Here is a 19446-nt window from a genome sequence, read left to right on the forward strand (position 1 = left end):
AGCCAAGAGGCTCACTGGCTTGGGCATGTACCCCATACTGGCTGGAGATCGTCTTTTCCTTCAAATGCTGCATCGGTATCGAAATTGGTAGGTTTATGTGTGATTTTACTCACGCACCAGTTGTGGATATTTTGATAGAAGTTTTTGGCATAAACAAACATAAAATTCATATTTGTTACATTAGATGTATCCCATTGTCCAATTGGCTGATTGAAACTTATAGCATATTCAAACACACAACACATATTCGTCACTTTCGATGTATCCCAGTTACCAATTGGCTGATTGAAACTTATAGCATATTCAAACATACAACACATATTCGTCACTTTCGATGTATTCCAATCCCCAATTGGCTGATTGAAGCTTATAGCCACCCTAAACATACTACTCATATTCGTCACTTTAGATGTATCCCATTTGCCGATTGGCTGATTGAAGCTTGTGGCACCCCAAAACATACCATACATATTCGTAACATTCGATGTATCCCAGTTTCCGATTGGCTGATTGAATTTCACAGCATTATAAAACATATAACTCATATCCGTCACATTAGATGTATCCCATTTGCCTATTGGTTGGTTGAAATTTACAGCATACGGAAAAAGACCACTCATATTCGTTACTTTGGATGTACAGATATGCTCATAATCATCATGATTGGGATCCATGTTTTTGAGCATTGTATTATCTACTACTTTATATGTGACGCCATTGATTTTAAATGTATCTCCTGCACTGAGTTGATTACACTTAATTGTCTTTATAGTTGCAAGATTGACATTTACCTCTTGATTTGGAGTAGTTATCTCCAAGATAGTTTGTGGCTGGGTAGAGCTTAGATGAAGTGTATGATCACTTACAGATGCTTTAAAAGATGCAGAGAGACTTGTCCATTTAAAGTGACCGTTTGGTTTGAGCCCTTCTAATTTGTAGACACCTTCAGAACCTCTTGGATTATATATCCAATCAAATGCACCTTCACCATAATGTACGAAGTAACCATTTATTGGATAGTTAGCTTTTTTACCTACTTGACCCACTACATCTTCACTGGAAGCACCGAAGAGAATGGAAGCCAGGAGAAGAGAAGAAAGTGCAAGGCGTTTCATGGTGTATCCTTTTTGTAGTGTTGAGTATTATTCTTGCGTATTGTCTATTTCATACTCTTTTTTGTAATACGGCTTAACTTCCATATTCCACTTATAATACCAAAAGTGTGGAAAGCATAGCAACTGTGCTTTATATCAACATATTTAATTTATTCTTATAATTATTATTACTTTTGTTTCCTTAAATTATTATTAAATACAATAACTTGGAATTTTTTATTCAATATTATTTTTAATTTTATTAGCAGCTATTTTGGATGTAGAATATAAAAACATATTCATAATAAGATAAATAAAAAGAGATATGCTCATAGTTTGAACATGGTTGAGATGAAAAGCTCCTTGGACTTTGCAATCAGCCCAAGGAGCTTGGAGAGGGTTGTTTATTTGACTTCGATTTTTTTGACATTCTCTTTTTGCTCTACTTTTGGAATAGTGATATGAAGTACACCATCTTCAGCTTTTGCTTCAATTTTTTCTGCATCTGCATCGGCTGGAAGAGTAAAGCTGCGTTCAAACTTACCAAAGAAACTTTCAACTCTTTTATACCCCTTATCCTCTTCCTCTTTTTTGAATTTTCTCTCACCGCTAATAGTGAGAACATTATCTTTTACTTCAAGGTTGATGTCCTCTTTTTTCACTCCAGGTAGATCAACTTCTACATAGTATGCTTTTTCATCCTCTTTTTCATTCACCGCTGGCATCCAGATATTTTCTGCTTGTGTACTTGGTGCCATCTTATTTTCAAATTCGAGCATAGAAGAGATTTTTCTTTCAATATCTCTTAACTCTTTAAAAGGATCGATAACCACAGGAATCATCACTCACCTCCTTTTAGTTTTTCGTAATTATATCGTCTTAGTCACTTTGTGTCAAGTTATATTACTAAAATATATTAAATTATAATATAAAAACATATTCAACTTGATTTTTGATACATAATAATTGTTCTCATTAAATATAGGAGGAATATAAGAGAGATTTCAAAATGCCAGGGATATCCCGGCATATAAAAAGTGAGAGATTATAATTGTATAACTATAAGGCCATTTCCACCGTTAGCTATATAGCCAAAACTTCCTTTAATTTTTAGATCCATAGCAGGATATGGCAAGTATATCGTTTTTTCAAATTGTGGATCTAACGGATTACTCACATCAAATACATCAATAGATGCAACGTTATTGAGAGCATATAGTTTTTTATGCTCTGGATCTGCAATAAGCTTAAATATTGTATGAGGAGTATCTAAATTTTTTGCTATTTTGCACTCTGGTGTAATAACCACCATTTTTTCCTTTTGGTCATAGACACCGTAAACATAGCCATCTATTACTGCAGCATCTTCTAATCCCTCAACACTCACAGCTACTTCGAATTTTGGAGCGGTAGACATGGCCAAAGAGTATCTCTTCACACCTTCGCTGCGATCTATCAAATAAAGATATTCATCACTAATAACTGCATCAGCAAAATCACCAACTATGGTATCACAATAGTTCATAGAGTTTTTTTCAAGATCTCTATAAATGGCAAACACTCCTTTACCATCCAGTGCATAAAGTGCTTTTTTATCAGGTGAGAGCCAAATATTTTCAAAACTCACCCTTTTTTTAGGAGCTTTAACTGATGTAATCTCATCAAGACTCTCACTATCAAGCATTTTAATGCCCTTTTTGCCTAAAGCAATATAGATTTTATGATGTTGAAAATCTTCCGCTATACCATAAGTGTGTCCATAAATCTTTTTTATACTGAGTTGCGGATTGTAGAAATTTTCGTTAGTTGTATTAAGTACTACAACACCATTACTTCCGTCTGCGATATAAATCTCTTGCTTACCAAGAACCAAACTCCAACTAAAACCCTTTGTATCAAAATTACTTAGAATATACGGAAAAGCATCTAATTTATTATAAATAAAACTTACTTGATTACTCTCAATTACATATGTAATATCCCTCAGTAAAGAGTTACCTGACTTATCAAGTAGATATTTAAATCTATGTTCCTCAGTAGCTCCTATAAGCTTATAAACTATTCCTGTCTTTGCAGATAAAAAGATCCAGGAAAGTTTTCTATCATTATCTTGTTGAAAGTTTATAAAAGTAAAATAACCTCGAGGCTCACTATTTTTCAGTTCAATATCGATTTTTTGAAAACCGAACATATTATTTGATGTAGGCTTTGTACCTAACATTCTGTATTTATTATTTGTTCTCATGCTAACATATATCCATTCATTATCTTCAATATATCCATCATGATCAAAATCATAGGTATACAAAATACCATTAATACAGAAATCTCTTGATGTCAAATAAGACTTAAGTTCTTTCACATAGTCTGCTCCTAAAACAACCATTTGCAGCAGTGCAATAATCGCTACTACTCTTTTCATCTTTCTCTCCTTTTCTCACTATCCCGTTATGCACTACACTTATAATCTATTAAAAGATTATATCGCTTAATGCTCGTAGAGATAGTGCATCTATTCTGATGTTACTATTTCTCGGCCAATCTTTGTATAAAGTTCATAGTAAAATTGGACAAAAGAACCTACTTTTTCATCAAGAGGCAAATATACATTTTTCCCCTTTACTATAAATTTATCTAAAAAATTCTTTACATTTTCTTTAAACAGATAGACTTTTGCCAAATCTTTATAAACTTGGAGATACCATCTTTTGAGCTTGGCAAAATTTTGCTCTGTAATATGCATCTGCAATTTTGTATTAAACGTTAAAATACCAGTTTCAAAAAGTCCATGCAGATGCAAAAGCCCCTCTACATAATAAGGAAGTACCTCTTCTACTTCCATCCAGCCAATCAGTGAGACACTTCGCTGGATATGGTCAAGTAACAACTCTTCCCAGTAGCATTCCTCTTCAAACATAAAATATGCTACAAGTCCACCGGTGGTTGCTTTAAACTCTTCAGCAAGCTTAAACATACCGCTTCTATTCATTACTGCTTCGCTCTCTTCATCCATCCACAAAATATGTCCATACTCATGACCAATAGTAGTGATATCATACACCGCATACCAAGCCTCTTCATTTTCCAAAAGGCTATAAATTTTTTGTGCTCCCTCTTTTCCATATATTTCATACGTTAGACGCATCTTTGGCTTAGCCTTTTTGGTTTGGAGTATCATATCGGGATATGCAAAAATCTTTTTGCCCATCTCTTTACTCACAACCTCATCGTTTGGTACTACTTGCGCACTAAAAAGCCCATTAAACTCACTCCCATAAAAAAGAAGAGGTCTGCCTACATAGAGTTGTACTTTTTGCAAACTCTGCAAAGTTTGGTGATAAATTGAAGGCTTCTCTATGCCAATTTCATCATAGAGTTTGCGAAAAGCAAGCTCTATCTTTTTAGCTCGCTCACCTACTCTGTAATCGGGGTCTGCTATACGCACGTCCCACTCTAGTGCTACTGCCTTGCGGTAGCGATCTTCATAATATTCAAGAGGATGCCCTAACTGCAAAGGAGTGTCAATACGCATCCAAGCTCTATCCACATCAGCCCAAGCAGGTATGAGTCTATCTGGATCCTTCTCTAAAAGCGCCTTTTTGATTTTAGTAAAATATTCAAGCCACTCCTTTTTTTTATGAAAAACCTCATCTTCATATTTTGCCAACGCTTGGAGTGCATTATCGATTCTTTTACACACCTCTTCTACCTCTTTGCTAAAAGCCTCAGCATACGCAACTCTTTTGAAACTTCCATCTTCTTCCATAACCAATATAGAGTAGCTCCTATCTCCTACTTCACCACCATGCCCTCTATCAAGCAGCTTTTTGGCATTGAGCATCTCAAAAATCTTCTCTTCGTCTCCATTGAATATGCGAAAGAGCTCTTTATTGATGCCATAAATAATGGCTGCCATCCAACTACTTTGCCAGGAGCTAAAAGCCTCACCAATAAGATGTGCATGGCGCAAAAGTGTGCGATAAAAAGGAGTGAGAAGTCCTTGTGATTCTATGATTTGCAAAAGCTGCTCAAAGCGTGCGAGATAAAACTGGCTCACCCAAACAAAAGCTCTCTCTTTTACTTTAATTTGCTCCTCTTCTTCGAGACTACTTATTACTTGCAAGAGCATATCTTCACGTAGATTTACGATACGGTTAATTGCTGCAAGTTTTGTCTCACCCGATACCTCTAAACCTATAAACTGCAAAAAATCATATATCAGATCCTCATACTCTGCAACCTTTACATCTACTAAACTTCTATGTGGTTGTAAAATTTCATAAAAACGCTGCAGCTCCTTCTGCTCAGCTTCAAGGAGTGTATAGATTTTTCTTAAATCCTCAAAAAATTTCTCTCTCATACCACTCTTTCTAAAATTATTTTTGCTAAACGTAAAGCTTTTGCCCTATGGCTTATGCGTTTTTTTACCTCTTCATCAAGTTCACCAAGGGTCTTCTCATAGCCCTCAGGTATAAACATTGGATCGTATCCAAAGCCCTTATTACCTCTAGCTTCATCAATCACATTTCCCCACATCCAGCCGTGTGTAGTAAAAACTCCTTTTGGTGAAGCAATTGCAATTGCAGCTGTATAGAATGCTGGAGTCTTTTTGATATTTTTCTCTTGCAATTTTGAAATGAGTTTTTGCAGATTCTCTTTATCTGTAGCGCTATCTCCTGCATAACGTGCACTATAGATTCCTGGCTCTCCCCCAAGTGCTGGAACACTAATCCCACTATCATCTGCGAGTACAATACTCTGTGGCACTCTCTCAAAAATAGCCTTGGCTTTTATTATGGCATTTTCTTGAAAACTCTTTCCATTTTCTATAATCGTTATATCACCCAAAATATCTTTATAGGGAACCACTTCAGCTTGAAGCAACTCTTGGATCTCTTTTATCTTGCCTCTATTTGAAGAAGCTAAAATAATTTTCATATTTCTACCTTTTATTTACAAAGAAGTTTTACAATAAGGTTGACAAAATTTTATCATAAAGGATACCTATTGAAAGAGATTGTCAAAAAGGTTCTGCCTTTAAGTCTCATTGTCGCCCTACGCTTCTTTGGGCTATTTATCGTTTTGGCAGTACTAAGTCAATACGCACTGCAACTTCCTGGAGGAACTGCTTTTTTAGCTGGTGTGGCTGTCGGTGGATACGCTTTTACACAAGCCGTGCTACAAGTACCTTATGGGGTACTCAGTGATAAAATTGGACGTAAAAAAACGATCCTCATCGGTCTCCTCATCTTTGCAGCAGGTTCCGTTATCTGTGCAGTAGCTGATAATATCTATGTATTGCTCCTTGGAAGATTTTTACAGGGTGCTGGAGCTATTGGAAGTGTTGTTACAGCAATGATTGCAGACTATGTAAGAGAGGATGAGCGCGCCCACGCAATGGCAGTTATGGGTATGGTCATAGCTCTTAGTTTTGCAGCTGCGATGATCATTGGACCAATCATTGGAGGTCTTTACAGTGTCAAAGCACTCTTTTGGCTTACAGCAATTTTAGCCCTCCTTGCTCTTGGTATTCTCTTTACCGCAGTTCCAGAGCCTCCAAAAATTGTCCATCACTACAGTGAAGAGGAGGCAAAGATAAAGCATGTTTTCAAAGATAAAGATCTTGTGCGTATGTACATTACATTTCTCTTCCACTCTTCTACTATGGCAATAGCATTTTTCCTCATTCCAATTCTCATGAAACAAAAATTTAATATGGGACCAGAGTACTACTGGAAGGTCTATTTGCCAGCTGTTATTTTTGGAATTCTCTCTATGGGGCCAGCTGCAGTTTTTGGAGAAAAATACCACAGAGGAAAAGAGGTCTTTATAGTTTCTATCCTTTTTATTGCAGCTTCTTTCGCACTCATGGGCTTTAGCAACTCCTTTTTGCTCTTTAGTGTAGGAGCAGTCTTTTTCTTTATTGGCTTTAATATGTTTGAGCCACTCTTGCAAAGCTTCGTATCCAAATTTGCAAAAGTACACCAAAAAGGTGCAGCACTTGGCGTGGCAAACACTTTTGCTTATATTGGCATCTTCCTTGGTGGTGCGATTGGTGGTCTACTCTACCAGTATGGACACGAAAAAGCCGTAGCCATATTTGTACTGCTTGTCTGTGTTGTGTGGATCTACTGGATTGTGGGAATGCGCAATCCTGGAGTACGGGCAAATCTCTTTTTAGATTTTGATAAATATGACAAAGAGAAACTCCCCGGCCTTAAGGTAATGGAAGGTGTTACAGACTTTTATGTCAATGAAACAGAAGAGCTTATTGTTGTCAAATATGACTCTGAAAAACTTGATGAAGACATAATCAAAGATTTTTTACGTAAAGAGTCTTGATTTTCTCCCCCCTTTCGGGGAGAAATATTACTTAGAAGCTTTTTTAGTAGTATTATTCTCTGTTTTTGGAGTAGATTTTTTAGAAGTGTTGTAGAGTTTTTCTATAAATTTTTTTAGTGACTCTTCGTTTGCCATACCAATATGATAGCCTTGATACGTGCCTTTTGGATCAAAAAAGAGCATATAAGGAATACTTCCACTCCATCCTGTCAGCTGTCCAATGAATCCGACAAAAGCTTGATTCTCCTTGTTTGGAAGATAGTCAACTATTGGATAGTTAATTCCTCGTCGGTATAGTTCTTGAAGATCAGCTTTGCTTAAAGGCTCTTGGACATGAAGTCCTATAATTTGCATTTTATCTTTGAGTTTTGTTTGTAAATCGCCAAGTATTGGCATCTCCATTCTACATGGAGGACAACGTTTACCAAAAAAATCAAGAATAATCACTTTACCAGGATACTCTTTAACCTCAATACCATTTTTTTTGATATGAATATGGATCTTTTGATTATCTACAGTAGTAAGGACAAAGCTTTTATCCACTTCCCTTTGTGCTCCAAAAAGCAGACCTACAAACATCACTACAAACAGCAGTTTTTTTAACATTACTTCTCCTTTTTAATTATCACAATATAAACAATCTTATGAGAGCAGCCACACAAGTATACGCTCGCCTGCTTCTTTGTTGCCTTCTTGCGGCGTTGTTACAGCTAAAGCTCTGTTGGGGCCCAGCATATTTGTCAAAATAGCGCTGCTTCCCTCTCGATTACCTGCAAAATCGACAAAAAACTCCCCATCCTCTATAAGAATACGGCATGGAGTAAACTCTGTTTTCTTGCTCTTTTTGACAAATTGCTCTTTAAGAGTTGCATATACCATTGTAGGCTTATACTCACTTCCTTGCATGCGGTAAATGAGTGGAAGGACATAGAGCATAAAGGTTACAGTACTTGAGTATGCAAACCCTGGAAGTGCTACAATAAATTTTTGCCCCTTTTGCGCAACCATCACATGTTGACCAGGTTTTATCACAACACCTTTGAAAACCACCTCAGCGCCTAGCTCACTGCGCACCACATCTTTGACAAAATCGTAATCACCTACACTCACCCCACCAGTGCTCACGACTATGTCTGCACTATGCAGCGCTTCATGCATATTTTGTGTAATAGTTGCCTTATCATCCTTCACAGCCCCAAGCTGCACACACTCTCCCCCATGCTGCTTGATAAGGGCTTCAAGAGTATAGTTATTGGAGCTGCGAATTTGTGCAGCATTTGTTTGCTGCTCTCCAATCTCTAACACCTCACTCCCTGTAGCTAATACTGCAACTTTTGGCTTTTGATACACTTTTGGCATCACAATATTGAGGCTTCCCATGACGCCAATTTCGGCAAAGCCTATACGAGAACCTTTTGCTATAAGTGTTTCGCCTTGCTTATAATTCTCTCCTACTGGGCGTACGCTAAAGCCTTTTTTTACCGGTTTAACTATTTCAATCTCTTCTCCTATGACGTTCACATTTTCAATAGGAATAAGTGTATCTGCACCCTCTGGCATCAAAGAGCCTGTAAAGGTTTTGATAGCAAATCCTGGTTCAACTGGTATTGTAACTTCATTTCCAGCAGGATTATCTGCAAGGACTTTGAGCCTCTTTTTATCCATATCCTCATAACGTACTGCATACCCATCCATAGCCGCAGTAGGAAGTTCCGGACTATTGGTGGTTGCGATAATGTCTTGTGCCAAAAACCTTCCAAAAGTTTGTGTTAAAAAGAGCTTTTCTACTCCACAAGGAGTCACATCTAAAGAGTGTAAAAGTCGCATCGACTCTTCAAAACTTATCATTGTAGCCCTTTTGAATGTTTGTGCTATTATACAATATAAAAGTGAGTAAACTGTGAAGGAAAAAAGTATGACAAATCCTTGCAAAGAGGCTATAACACAAGAAGATAGAGAAATAGTCAAAAATCTTGATGACTACAAAGTTATTATAGATCTTATACATGAGCCTTCTATTAAAATTTATGCAAAAAAGCCTGTTTCTCTTTCACAAATTGTTCTTCTGCTCAAAGATTTTGGTATCACAGCAAAAAAAGAGATCTTCTACTCTCTAAATAACGTGCAAATTAGCCAAATTTTTATAGATACAAACATTACAGCCTTGCAACAAGCAAAAGAAAAAGTCGCAACAATTATTGAGCAGGCTCTAAGAGGAGAAACACTTGATCGATGTACACTCTATCATTTTGTTTTAGAAAAAAATATCTCTTTAGAACAAGTAATATTCTTGCGCTCACTTGTCAAATATCTCGTCCAGCTCCTTCCAGAAAAAAAAGAACAATCCATCATAAAAATATTTTTGAACTATCCTCATCTCATTAACTATTTCATCAAATACTTTTTCAAACAAGATTCTATGGAAAGAAAAAAGATTGAAGAGAAAATTCACTCCTCTTTTAAAACAGTACAAAATTATGAAGAGGATAAACTGCTGCGTATCTGCTACTATGCAATTTGTAGTATCAAAAAAACCAATTTTTTTGCAGGCAAAGAGTGCAAGTCTTATAAATTTGATTTGACTAAATTTAAAAAACTTCTTCCTTCACTCCAACCAAATATTGAGATCTTCGTCTATCATAAGGATTTTTTAGGTGTGCATCTGCGTATCAGTCCTGTAAGTCGTGGAGGAATTCGCTGGAGTGATCGAGAAGATTTTCGCCAAGAGATTCGCGATCTTATGATTACACAAGAGGCAAAAAATGCCATTATTATCCCTTCTGGAGGAAAGGGAGGTCTCTACATAGAAAAACCTATAACAAAAAAGGAGTTTCGCCACTACTATGAGCTCTACATCGATGCAATGCTTGATTTGATAGATAAAGAGCCAAAAGAGGGAGGAGACTTCTATTTTGTTGTAGCAGCAGACAAAGGTACTGCTGATATGAGTGACGTGGCCAATACAATCGCTATAAAAAGAGGATATTGGCTCAAAGATGCTTTTGCAAGTGGCGGAAGTCATGGGTACAGTCATAAAAAACTGGGTGTGACTGCTCATGGTGCATGGATCTGTGCTGCGAGGCATTTTATCGACAGAAAAATCGATATTTTTAAAGATCCTATTACTGTAGTTGGAACCGGCTCTATGCGAGGAGATGTATTTGGCAATGGCATGCTCATTAATCCCCAAATCAAACTCATAGGTGCCATTAGCTCGCATGAGATCTTCATTGATCCCAATCCCGATCCTGCTATAGCTTTTAAAGAGCGCAAACGACTCTTTGAAGAGCAAAAGAGCTGGAGCGATTACAACCAAACTCTCATTAGCGAAGGTGGAGGAGTATTTTTGCGTACGCAAAAAGAGATTAAACTCTCTCCTCAAATAAAAAAAGTACTTGGCATCAAAGAGGATATTCTCAGTGCAGAAGAGCTTGCAAAATATCTACTGTGCGCACAAGTAGATATGCTCTATATTGGAGGTATCGGTACATACGTGAAAGCGAGTGAAGAGTTTAATATCTACATTGCAGATAAGTATAATGAACCTGTGCGAGTAGATGCCTCTGCACTGCAAGCTTTTGCAGTATGTGAAGGAGGTAATCTTGGACTTACACAAAAGGCTCGTATCGAATATGCTAAAAATGGCGGAAGAATCAATCTTGATAGCATCGACAATTCAGCAGGTGTCAATACGAGCGACTATGAAGTCAATCTCAAAATTGTTCTTAATAAAGCGTTAAAAGAGCAAAAGATAGATGAAAATCAAAAACATACAATTCTCAAAGAGCTTACACAAGAGGTTCTTGAAAAAGTTTTTCAAGAAAACTTCATGCAACCTCTTGCTATCACCCTTGATGGCTTACGTTCACGTAATGATAAGGAGGATTTCATTAAAGCTATTGAACTTCTTGAGAGAGAGTTGGAGTTTTTCAATAAGAAAGATTTTGATATACCAAAAATAAAAGAGTTTGATACTGTTATAGATGCCGATGGATCTATAGTGAGGCCTGTGCTTGGTATTGTGCTCTCATTTTCAAAAATCTTTCTCAAACGCTTCATACTCCAAAGCAATTTAACACAAGAGCCCTTTTTTGAGCACTATCTTTATAAATACTTTCCAAAATCTCTCTATCCTCTTTTTGAAAAAGAGGTGCTTACACACCCCCTCGCACGAGAGATTATCGCAACGGTTGCAGCAAATATCATCATCGATAATGCTGGTATTCGCTTTATTGCTGATTTTGACGAACTTGGCAGTGAAAAATTTCTTATAAAAATAAAATCCTATCTGCTGCTCTATGCTCTCCTTTGGATTGCAAAGGCAAAAAAAGAGCTTTATAAAAAAGAGAGTGCTAATAAAACTTCAATTTATATGCAACTACTAGAGATCGAAGATGCTGTAGAATTTAGTGTTAAATGGATGGTACGCAACTATCAAGAGTTTAATAGCGAACCTTTTCATATTCTCAACTATAAAAATGAAATCGCACAATTTCTTGACTTTAAAGAGAGTATACATAGTGACTTTTTTCGCTATATCGATCTTATTAAGTTTGTAATGCCTGCAATCTACATTAAAGAGCTCAAAGAGTATCCACTCAATGAAGTACTCTCTTTACTGAGTGAAATACTCTCTCTTTTTAATATCGATGCTCTCTTGCAAATTATCTATAACTTCTCTCCAAAAGATAATATTGGCAAAGAGCTTAAAATGCAGCTCATGGAGTTAGTGGAGTATTTTGTAGTAGCTACTGCAAAAGATGTGGTCTTTTATACAAGGAGTAAAGAATCACTCCATGATGGACTCATGAATTATATTCAAGAAAAGATGATAGATACTAGCTTCTTTGCTCAAAAGATTGCAGAGCTTGCACACACACCACAAGATCTCATGAAGATCTCCAATGTGGTGCATAAGCTCCTTCTAGAGGCTATCTAAAAGACCGCTCCCTTCAATTTTGTGGCTGCGGTCTCGCGCATAGTGGCGCTCTCCGTTTTTTACATCATATTTCCAAATAGGAGCATTGGCTTTGAAATCTTCTACAAACTCTTCTATAAGCTCTAATGCAACGCGCCTTTTGGGACTAAAAACTGCGGCCATATAACTGGATGTATGGATGGGGACATTGCCAATGGAGTGGGCCATTTTAAGATAAGCGCCTCTTTGCTGTGCTCTTTGCTGCCACGCTTCAAACCAGCGCTGCAATATCGGCTTATATACATCAAAGCTCAAAGCCTCAATGCCATTTTCTTCTCTTACAGTCCCTACGAAAGTGATAAAAGCACCATAGTTTTTATCTTCGCCCCACCTGCGCCATTTACTAAAGATTTTATCAACATTTAACTCACCGGGATAGAGTTCAAGCATCTTTATCCTCCACAAACTGGGGGTAGCAATGAAACCTTATCCCCATCGTTAAGCTCGATATCAAGAGTTTTGACAATCTTATCATTCACTGCAACTGCACATTCACCCAGCCACTTTTTTATTTCACTATCTTTTTGCAAAATTTTCGCAACTTCACGCAAATTTTTCGCTTCTACCTGCAGGGGTTCTCTAGCAATAGGCCCCAAAAACTCAACTGTAACCATATTTTCTATCCTCTTGATGGATTTTGCTAATTTTATCAAAAAATTTCAATATAATTACGCCATGATAATTGGAAAAATAGACTATATCAATCTTTTACCATTCTATGTATTTTTAAAAAAAGAGCTCAAGCATAGTGCAGACAAAGCTGCACTTACCTATTATAAGGGAGTTCCTAGCCACATCAATCGCCTCTTTATAAAGGGAAGAGTAGAAGCTGCAATGATATCAAGTATAGTAAGTAAAAAATATGCTTGCACCGATTTTGGCATAGTTGCACATAAAAGAGTCAAAAGCGTCATTGTCTGCCCAGGGGAAAATAAAGAGGATGAAGAGTCTAATACATCCAACGTTTTAGCAAAAGTACTTGGCATCAAAGGCGAAGTTATTATTGGAGATAAAGCACTTCTTAAAACCGATGGATGCATCGACTTAGCACAAAAGTGGTATGAGCGATATAGACTCCCTTTTGTTTTTGCACGGTTTTGTTACAAAAAAAATCCAAAAGCCTATAAAGCTCTTGCAAAAAAGTTTCTCCATTCACATACGAAAATCCCCCACTACATTCTTTCTCGCTACACAAAGCGCAGTGGACTTTCTCATAAAGAGATCAAAAACTATCTGCAACTTATCGATTACAAAATTGGTAGAAAAGAGAAGCAATCTTTGAAAAAATTTTTCCAGTTGCAGCGATAATTTCACTCTCATTTACCGATAATAATACAAATAATATATCTTTTACTTGAGGCAAAATATGAGAAAATCAACTATTTTTTTCTTGTCACTACTGCTCTATGCAAAAGAGCCAATAACCCCTATTCCTCATAATGTTCCATACGATCTTCAAAAAGCACATTTGGGTAAAATTCTTTTTTTCGATCCGATTCTTTCAAAAGATAAAACTGTAGCCTGCGTTAGTTGCCACGATTTTGATCATGGAGGAGCAGACCCTCGCCCTGTCTCAATTGGAGTAAAAGGGAGAAAAGGGCAAGTCAACTCTCCGACAGTATATAACTCCACTTTTAATATAGTACAGTTTTGGAATGGAAGAGCACGAGATCTCTATGAGCAAATCGATGGACCTTTACATAACCCAGTAGAAATGGATATGAGTAATCAAGAGATTGAAAAACGTCTCAATAGCTCACCCTTTTATAGAAAGCTTTTCAAAAAAGTTTACAAAACAGACAAAATAGAGTATGCTATGGTAAAAGATGTAATTGTTGAGTTTGAAAAGGCTCTTATTACACCTGATGCCAAATTTGACAGATATTTGCGAGGGGAAGTACAACTTCTGCGGGAAGAGAAAGAGGGCTATTTGCTTTTTAAAAAAATAGGCTGTATTACCTGCCATAACGGCATCAATATAGGAGGCAACTCTTTTCAAAAACTTGGTACAGTTATCGCCTATCCAAAAGCTCCGGTTGACGATCGCTATGAACTAACAAAAAAACAAGAAGATAGATATGTCTATAAAGTTCCCACACTGCGCAATATTGCCCTTACTGCCCCCTACTTCCATGATGGCAGTGTGCAAACACTACAACAAGCTGTGAATAAAATGGCATACCACAATCTTGGCTTTTCACTTACCAAAGATGAGCAAAACAAAATCGTAGCTTTCCTCAAAACACTTACAGGAAAAAAACCAAAGATTTTGAGTAATGACAAAAAATAGTAAAATCAAAATATCTATCTTTTTACTCTTCAGTATAGTAGCTATCTCTTTTCTCATCTTCTTTCAAAACTACACATATAATTTCTTTGATAAAAAAAATCGCGCTTTCTTCTACTACAATGAACTGCGCGACAAAGAACTCCAACTCAATTACAATATTTTGAAAGCTTCCTTTTTCCTCTATGAAGATTATGACGAAATTGCAAAATTGCAAAAAGAGATGGATAATATCCTTAAAAAGTTTCAAACAATGTTACAAGATGAGGATGAAAATATTGCAGATCTTTTACAAACCTACAAACTCCAAATTGAGCATAAAAATGATCTTATAGAGAGATTTAAAACACTCAATGCAGCAATAAAAAACTCTACGATGTACCTTGCAACACTCCTACAAAAGATACCAGCAAAGATATCTTCTCACAATCGCAATACTATTATCTCCATCATAGCAGATATATTCCTTATAAAAAACTCTTTAGATGAAGATTTTTTACATGGAATTGCTGAAAAAATAGAAAAACTGCATGCACGGCAAGTTGCAAAAACTAAATTTTTCACTGTTTTTCATGCTCATATAAAAATATTTTTGCAAAATTTTTCAAAATATAAACATATCTTACTAGAAATCCTTGATAATACTCCTCAAAAAACATTAGAAAAAATCAAAAACCATCTAGAGGAAAAGTATTTCAATGAAGCACAAAAACTCAACTCTATATTTTTCGCAATTATCGCCTTTTACATCATAGCATTAATTTTTATTTTACTACTGCTATATAAATTAGAAAAAGACAATAGAGCTCTCAAACAGCTGCAAAAAAGTCTTGAAGACCAGACACTCCACGATGATTTAACAAAACTCTACAATAGAAAAGCTTTTAAAAAGGATGTAAGAAAAATAAAACAACCTTTTTTCGCACTAGTGAATATAAACAGTTTTAAACACTACAACGACTTTTATGGCAATGCCACAGGAGATCACATTTTACGTGAAGTAGCTAAAATCCTTAAAAAGATCACTCCTCACCACTACAATGCAAAATTTTATCGCATTGGAGGAGACGACTTTGGAATCTTGATAGATGAAAAGATTCCTATAGATGATGCCAATTTAGCTAAAACGATAATTGAGTATTTTGATAAACACAAAATTACTTTTAAAAGTGTAGAAATTTATCTTGCTGTCAGTATCGGTATCACACGCAAAAGGCCTCTTATTGAGACTGCAGATATGGCCCTTAAATATGTAAAGCAGCATAGCTCATTACACTACTGCATATACGATGATAGTCTTGGCTTTTTCCAACGCATCAAAGAGAATCTCAAAAAGAGTAAAATTCTCAAAGAAGCGATCGACAAAGACCTCATTGTTCCTTTTTTTCAACCAATCATTGACAATAAAACAGGAAAAATCGTCAAATATGAAGCTCTTGCTAGACTCAAAAACGATAAAGGATTTTATGAGTCCATTTTTCCCTATCTTGAAATTGCTAAAGAAGCAAAACTTTATGAATATATTACCCACTCAATTATAGAAAAAAGTTTTGCAGAAGCTGCCAAACAACACAAATCCATATCAGTGAATATCTCTATGAAAGACATTGAAAATCCAGATATGCTCAAGTTTTTTGGAAAAATGTTTGCAAAATATCCAGATATTGCAAAGTATATAACATTTGAGATCCTTGAGAGTGAAACACTTAAAGATTATGAAGCAGTCAAAAACTTCTTTTCAATCATTCGTTCACAAGGATCACAAGTAGCAATTGATGATTTTGGGAGTGGCTACTCCAATTTCTCCCACATATTCAATCTCGAAATCGATTATATCAAAATAGATGGTTCCCTTATCCAAAACCTTGATAAAGACGAAAGCGCTAGGCAGATAGTAGCAGCAATCGTTTTTTTAGCCAAAAAGGCCAAGATAGCTACTATTGCAGAGTTTGTTCATTCAAAAGAGATTTTCGAAGCAGTAAAAAAATTAGGAATAGACTACTCTCAAGGTTATTACATTGCTGAACCCTCATCTACATTTTAGATAAACGTTGCCACCCTCTGTTTGTACTCTTCAATGTTGATAACTTTTCTTGCTACGCCACTTTCCATTGCAGCCTTGGCAACTGCTGCAGAAACTTCTACTAGTAGTCTTTTATCAAAAGGAGTGGGGATAATATACTCTTTTGAGAAGAAAAGATCTTTATTATATATCTTTTTTACCTCTTCGGGAACATCTTTACGCGCTAATGCAGCTAAAGCATTTGCAGCAGTTAACATCATCTCGTAATTGATAGCACTACTTCTTGTATCAAGTGCCCCGCGGAAAAGAAATGGAAATCCTAAGACATTATTTACTTGATTGGGAAAATCGCTTCTTCCCGTTGCAATAATTGCCTGCGGTTTGATAGAGCGCACTACATCTGGCATAATTTCTGGAGAAGGATTGGAGCAGACAAAAACAAAAGGTTCATCTTTCATCCGCGCAATATCTTCCTCTTGCACTGCACCTGGAATAGAGAGTCCAAGTACCATATCTGCATCATTAAATGCCTCTTCTCGTCTCATAGGATAAGGAAGAGCGAACTCTTTTTTGTAAGGGTTGAGATCTGTGCGTCCAGCATGCACTACACCTTTTGAATCTATGAGAATTATCTCTTTTACTCCAAGATGCCTATACATCCTTGCACTTGCTATTGCTGCGGCACCACTTCCTACTATCACAACTTTTAAAGAAGCTATGTCTCTATTTGTTAGCTTACATGCATTAATCATCGCTGCAGTGGTCACAATTGCAGTTCCATGCTGATCATCATGCATAACAGGAATATCAGTGATTTTTTTGAGTTTTTCTTCGATATAAAAGCATTCTGGTGCTTTTATATCTTCAAGATTAATTCCACCAAATGTAGGAGATATTGCTCGTACGATCTCTATAAACTTTTCAGGATCCTTTTCGTCTACCAAGATCCCTACTGCATTAATGCCGGCAAATTTTTTAAAGAGTATTGCTTTGCCTTCCATCACAGGCTTTGCAGCCAATGGCCCTATGTCGCCTAATCCCAAAACAGCAGTCCCGTTTGTGACAACAGCTACAAAATTGCCTTTTGTAGTATAGTCATAAGCTGCCTCTGGATTTTTTGCAATCTCTTCACACACATATGCTACACCAGGAGTATATGCTATTGAGAGATCTTTTTGTGTCTCAAAAGATTTTGTAATCGCAATCTCTTTTTTCCCCGGTTTATCTTCTTTGTGATAAGAGAGTACTTCCTCTTTTGTTATTTTCATTTATAGCTTTCTAATAATTTTTTTACTCTTTTTATTGTCTGGTCTTTACCTATTATCGCCATAACATCTGCTAAATCTGGCCCTGCCATTTTTCCAAGAAGTGCTAGACGAAGAGGTTGGCCGATTTTACCAAAACCTATCTCTTTTTCCTTTACAACCTCTTCAATGATAGTATGAAAATCAACAGGTAAGTGGACATCTTTTTGCTCGAGCTTTTGCACAAAAAGCTCTAAGATCTCTTGCCACTCACCCTTAAGAGCTTTTTTTACACCTTTTGCATCATACTCTTCAGGCTCTTCTAGAATCTCCTTTGCCATATCTGCTAGCTCATGCAGCGTCTTTGCTCTCTCTTTAAGTGCATCAAGAAGTATCTCTTTTTTGTCATGATCTGCTAAAAAGATTCCAAAATCTTCCAGAAGTGTTACAAGCTTTTCATTAAGAGTGTTTTTTATATAGTGAGCATTGAGCCACTGCAGTTTAGAAAGATTATAAGCCGAAGCAGACTTATTAATATCTTTTGGATCAAAAAGCTCTATCATCTCTTCTAAGCTAAAAATCTCTTGGTCCCCATGGCTCCATCCAAGACGCACGAGGAAGTTAAGAAGTGCTTCTGGCAAATATCCCATTCTCTTATACTCCATAACATCCATTGCTCCGTCGCGCTTGCTGAGCTTTTTCCCCTGCTCATTCAAAATCATAGGCACATGATAAAACTTTGGAATTTTCAGCCCCAAAGCTTCATAAACAATGATTTGCTTAGGAGTATTGTAGAGGTGATCATCTCCACGAATCACATCTGTCACCCCCATCAAAGCATCATCTATTGCTACGACAAAATTGTATGTAGGTGTACCATCACTGCGAGCAATAATAAAATCATCCAACTCTTCGGATTTAATAGTAATTGTACCTTTGATTCCATCTTCAAATATAATATCACCCTCTAAAGGCGCTTTGATACGCACCACAGGCTTGACTCCTGTAGGAGGAGTTCCAGTAAAATCACGATAGCGTCTATCATAACGAGGGCGCTCACCACGCTGCATCTGCTCTTCTCTGAGCTTATCAAGCTCCTCTTTTGTCATGTAGCAGTAGTATGCCTTGCCTTCATCAAGGAGCTTTTGGATATAGCGTTTGTAGATATCAAAACGCTTGGATTGGTAAGCCACTTCACCATCATAATCAAGACCTACCCAATCAAATGCTTCTAAAATCGCTTTGGTAGCCTCTTCACTATTGCGTGCTAAATCTGTATCTTCTATACGCAAGATAAATTTTCCATTATTGTGACGCGCCCAAAGCCAGTTAAAAAGTGCAGTACGCAATCCTCCAATATGGAGATATCCTGTAGGGCTAGGAGCGAATCTCGTGACAACCATTGTATCCCTTTTTTTTAATAATGATTTTACTTCAATATTAGTTAAAAGCTGGTAAAATCTCTTATTAAGACTATA

General features: G+C 36.6%; 16 protein-coding genes. 5 read left to right on the forward strand and 11 right to left on the reverse strand.

Translation table 11 applies throughout. The features are described from left to right. Nucleotides 1-11: 11 nt before the first annotated feature. From JG738_RS09140 to rdgB, 5 genes are all read right to left on the reverse strand, one after another. Nucleotides 12-1115: a BspA family leucine-rich repeat surface protein gene (locus JG738_RS09140; protein WP_201337598.1), complete on the reverse strand. Its 1104-nt coding sequence runs from the start codon at nucleotides 1113-1115 to the stop codon at nucleotides 12-14. 383 nt (nucleotides 1116-1498) lie between these two features. After that, nucleotides 1499-1936: an Hsp20/alpha crystallin family protein gene (locus tag JG738_RS09145; RefSeq protein WP_201337599.1), complete on the reverse strand. Its 438-nt coding sequence runs from the start codon at nucleotides 1934-1936 to the stop codon at nucleotides 1499-1501. A gap of 203 nt (nucleotides 1937-2139) precedes the next feature. Then, nucleotides 2140-3516, reverse strand: a complete 1377-nt coding sequence (locus JG738_RS09150) for a hypothetical protein (protein ID WP_201337600.1) — start codon at nucleotides 3514-3516, stop codon at nucleotides 2140-2142. 90 nt (nucleotides 3517-3606) lie between these two features. After that, nucleotides 3607-5454, reverse strand: coding sequence for an invasion protein CiaB (ciaB, locus tag JG738_RS09155; RefSeq protein WP_201337601.1), 1848 nt, complete (start codon nucleotides 5452-5454; stop codon nucleotides 3607-3609). Next, on the reverse strand, nucleotides 5451-6032 hold the full coding sequence (gene rdgB, locus JG738_RS09160) for an RdgB/HAM1 family non-canonical purine NTP pyrophosphatase (RefSeq protein ID WP_201337602.1): 582 nt from the start codon (nucleotides 6030-6032) through the stop codon (nucleotides 5451-5453). Before rdgB ends, ciaB begins: the two co-directional genes overlap by 4 nt. A 78-nt stretch (nucleotides 6033-6110) precedes the next feature. Between rdgB and JG738_RS09165 the strand changes: the two genes are divergently transcribed. Next, nucleotides 6111-7436 (forward strand): MFS transporter, encoded by a 1326-nt coding sequence (locus tag JG738_RS09165; RefSeq protein ID WP_370583686.1) that lies wholly within the window; start codon nucleotides 6111-6113, stop codon nucleotides 7434-7436. Between the two features lie 27 nt (nucleotides 7437-7463). On the opposite strand, the gene JG738_RS09170 is transcribed toward JG738_RS09165, so the two are convergent. After that, nucleotides 7464-8042 carry a TlpA disulfide reductase family protein gene (locus tag JG738_RS09170; protein ID WP_201337604.1) on the reverse strand — a complete coding sequence of 193 codons (579 nt, stop codon included), beginning with the start codon at nucleotides 8040-8042 and terminating at the stop codon, nucleotides 7464-7466. Nucleotides 8043-8078: 36 nt separating this feature from the next. Continuing rightward, on the reverse strand, nucleotides 8079-9284 hold the full coding sequence (locus tag JG738_RS09175) for a molybdopterin molybdotransferase MoeA (protein WP_201337605.1): 1206 nt from the start codon (nucleotides 9282-9284) through the stop codon (nucleotides 8079-8081). Nucleotides 9285-9351: 67 nt separating this feature from the next. Here JG738_RS09175 and JG738_RS09180 point away from each other — a divergent pair, with 67 nt between their 5' ends. Next, on the forward strand, nucleotides 9352-12375 hold the full coding sequence (locus JG738_RS09180) for an NAD-glutamate dehydrogenase domain-containing protein (protein ID WP_201337606.1): 3024 nt from the start codon (nucleotides 9352-9354) through the stop codon (nucleotides 12373-12375). On the opposite strand, the gene JG738_RS09185 is transcribed toward JG738_RS09180, so the two are convergent. Both JG738_RS09185 and JG738_RS09190 read right to left on the reverse strand, forming a co-directional pair. After that, on the reverse strand, nucleotides 12361-12804 hold the full coding sequence (locus JG738_RS09185) for a molybdenum cofactor biosynthesis protein MoaE (RefSeq protein WP_201337607.1): 444 nt from the start codon (nucleotides 12802-12804) through the stop codon (nucleotides 12361-12363). The two genes, JG738_RS09180 and JG738_RS09185, sit on opposite strands and share 15 nt — an antisense overlap. Before the next feature lie 2 nt (nucleotides 12805-12806). Next, on the reverse strand, nucleotides 12807-13028 hold the full coding sequence (locus tag JG738_RS09190) for a MoaD/ThiS family protein (protein ID WP_201337608.1): 222 nt from the start codon (nucleotides 13026-13028) through the stop codon (nucleotides 12807-12809). Nucleotides 13029-13089: 61 nt separating this feature from the next. Between JG738_RS09190 and JG738_RS09195 the strand changes: the two genes are divergently transcribed. The 3 genes from JG738_RS09195 to JG738_RS09205 are packed head-to-tail and all read left to right on the forward strand — an operon-like array spanning nucleotide 13090 to nucleotide 16745. Further along, complete coding sequence (locus tag JG738_RS09195; RefSeq protein WP_201337609.1) at nucleotides 13090-13722, forward strand: MqnA/MqnD/SBP family protein; 633 nt, start codon at nucleotides 13090-13092, stop codon at nucleotides 13720-13722. A 58-nt stretch (nucleotides 13723-13780) separates the two neighbouring features. Beyond that, entirely contained in the window at nucleotides 13781-14704 is a 924-nt protein-coding gene (locus JG738_RS09200; protein WP_201337610.1) for a cytochrome-c peroxidase, read from the forward strand. After that, nucleotides 14691-16745 (forward strand): EAL domain-containing protein, encoded by a 2055-nt coding sequence (locus JG738_RS09205; protein ID WP_201337611.1) that lies wholly within the window; start codon nucleotides 14691-14693, stop codon nucleotides 16743-16745. The genes JG738_RS09200 and JG738_RS09205 overlap by 14 nt, the downstream gene beginning before the upstream one ends. On the opposite strand, the gene JG738_RS09210 is transcribed toward JG738_RS09205, so the two are convergent. After that, entirely contained in the window at nucleotides 16742-17992 is a 1251-nt protein-coding gene (locus JG738_RS09210) for a malic enzyme-like NAD(P)-binding protein (RefSeq protein ID WP_201337612.1), read from the reverse strand. The genes JG738_RS09205 and JG738_RS09210 overlap by 4 nt on opposite strands. Continuing rightward, entirely contained in the window at nucleotides 17989-19371 is a 1383-nt protein-coding gene (gene gltX / locus JG738_RS09215) for a glutamate--tRNA ligase (RefSeq protein ID WP_201337613.1), read from the reverse strand. Before gltX ends, JG738_RS09210 begins: the two co-directional genes overlap by 4 nt. Nucleotides 19372-19446: the final 75 nt, after the last annotated feature.

Origin of the sequence: Nitratiruptor sp. YY08-26 (assembly GCF_016593215.1) — a bacterium.
Taxonomy (GTDB): domain Bacteria; phylum Campylobacterota; class Campylobacteria; order Campylobacterales; family Nitratiruptoraceae; genus Nitratiruptor; species Nitratiruptor tergarcus.

Excerpts from the sequence above, each read along its gene's own strand:
- JG738_RS09140 (WP_201337598.1), bottom strand. The coding sequence starts at position 1,115 with ATGAAACGCCTTGCACTTTCTTCTCTTCTCCTGGCTTCCATTCTCTTC.
- JG738_RS09145 (WP_201337599.1), bottom strand. The coding sequence starts at position 1,936 with ATGATTCCTGTGGTTATCGATCCTTTTAAAGAGTTAAGAGATATTGAA.
- JG738_RS09150 (WP_201337600.1), bottom strand. The coding sequence starts at position 3,516 with ATGAAAAGAGTAGTAGCGATTATTGCACTGCTGCAAATGGTTGTTTTA.
- ciaB (WP_201337601.1), bottom strand. The coding sequence starts at position 5,454 with ATGAGAGAGAAATTTTTTGAGGATTTAAGAAAAATCTATACACTCCTT.
- rdgB (WP_201337602.1), bottom strand. The coding sequence starts at position 6,032 with ATGAAAATTATTTTAGCTTCTTCAAATAGAGGCAAGATAAAAGAGATC.
- JG738_RS09170 (WP_201337604.1), bottom strand. The coding sequence starts at position 8,042 with ATGTTAAAAAAACTGCTGTTTGTAGTGATGTTTGTAGGTCTGCTTTTT.
- JG738_RS09175 (WP_201337605.1), bottom strand. The coding sequence starts at position 9,284 with ATGATAAGTTTTGAAGAGTCGATGCGACTTTTACACTCTTTAGATGTG.
- JG738_RS09180 (WP_201337606.1), top strand. The coding sequence starts at position 9,352 with ATGACAAATCCTTGCAAAGAGGCTATAACACAAGAAGATAGAGAAATA.
- JG738_RS09185 (WP_201337607.1), bottom strand. The coding sequence starts at position 12,804 with ATGCTTGAACTCTATCCCGGTGAGTTAAATGTTGATAAAATCTTTAGT.
- JG738_RS09190 (WP_201337608.1), bottom strand. The coding sequence starts at position 13,028 with ATGGTTACAGTTGAGTTTTTGGGGCCTATTGCTAGAGAACCCCTGCAG.
- JG738_RS09195 (WP_201337609.1), top strand. The coding sequence starts at position 13,090 with ATGATAATTGGAAAAATAGACTATATCAATCTTTTACCATTCTATGTA.
- JG738_RS09200 (WP_201337610.1), top strand. The coding sequence starts at position 13,781 with ATGAGAAAATCAACTATTTTTTTCTTGTCACTACTGCTCTATGCAAAA.
- JG738_RS09205 (WP_201337611.1), top strand. The coding sequence starts at position 14,691 with ATGACAAAAAATAGTAAAATCAAAATATCTATCTTTTTACTCTTCAGT.
- JG738_RS09210 (WP_201337612.1), bottom strand. The coding sequence starts at position 17,992 with ATGAAAATAACAAAAGAGGAAGTACTCTCTTATCACAAAGAAGATAAA.
- gltX (WP_201337613.1), bottom strand. The coding sequence starts at position 19,371 with ATGGTTGTCACGAGATTCGCTCCTAGCCCTACAGGATATCTCCATATT.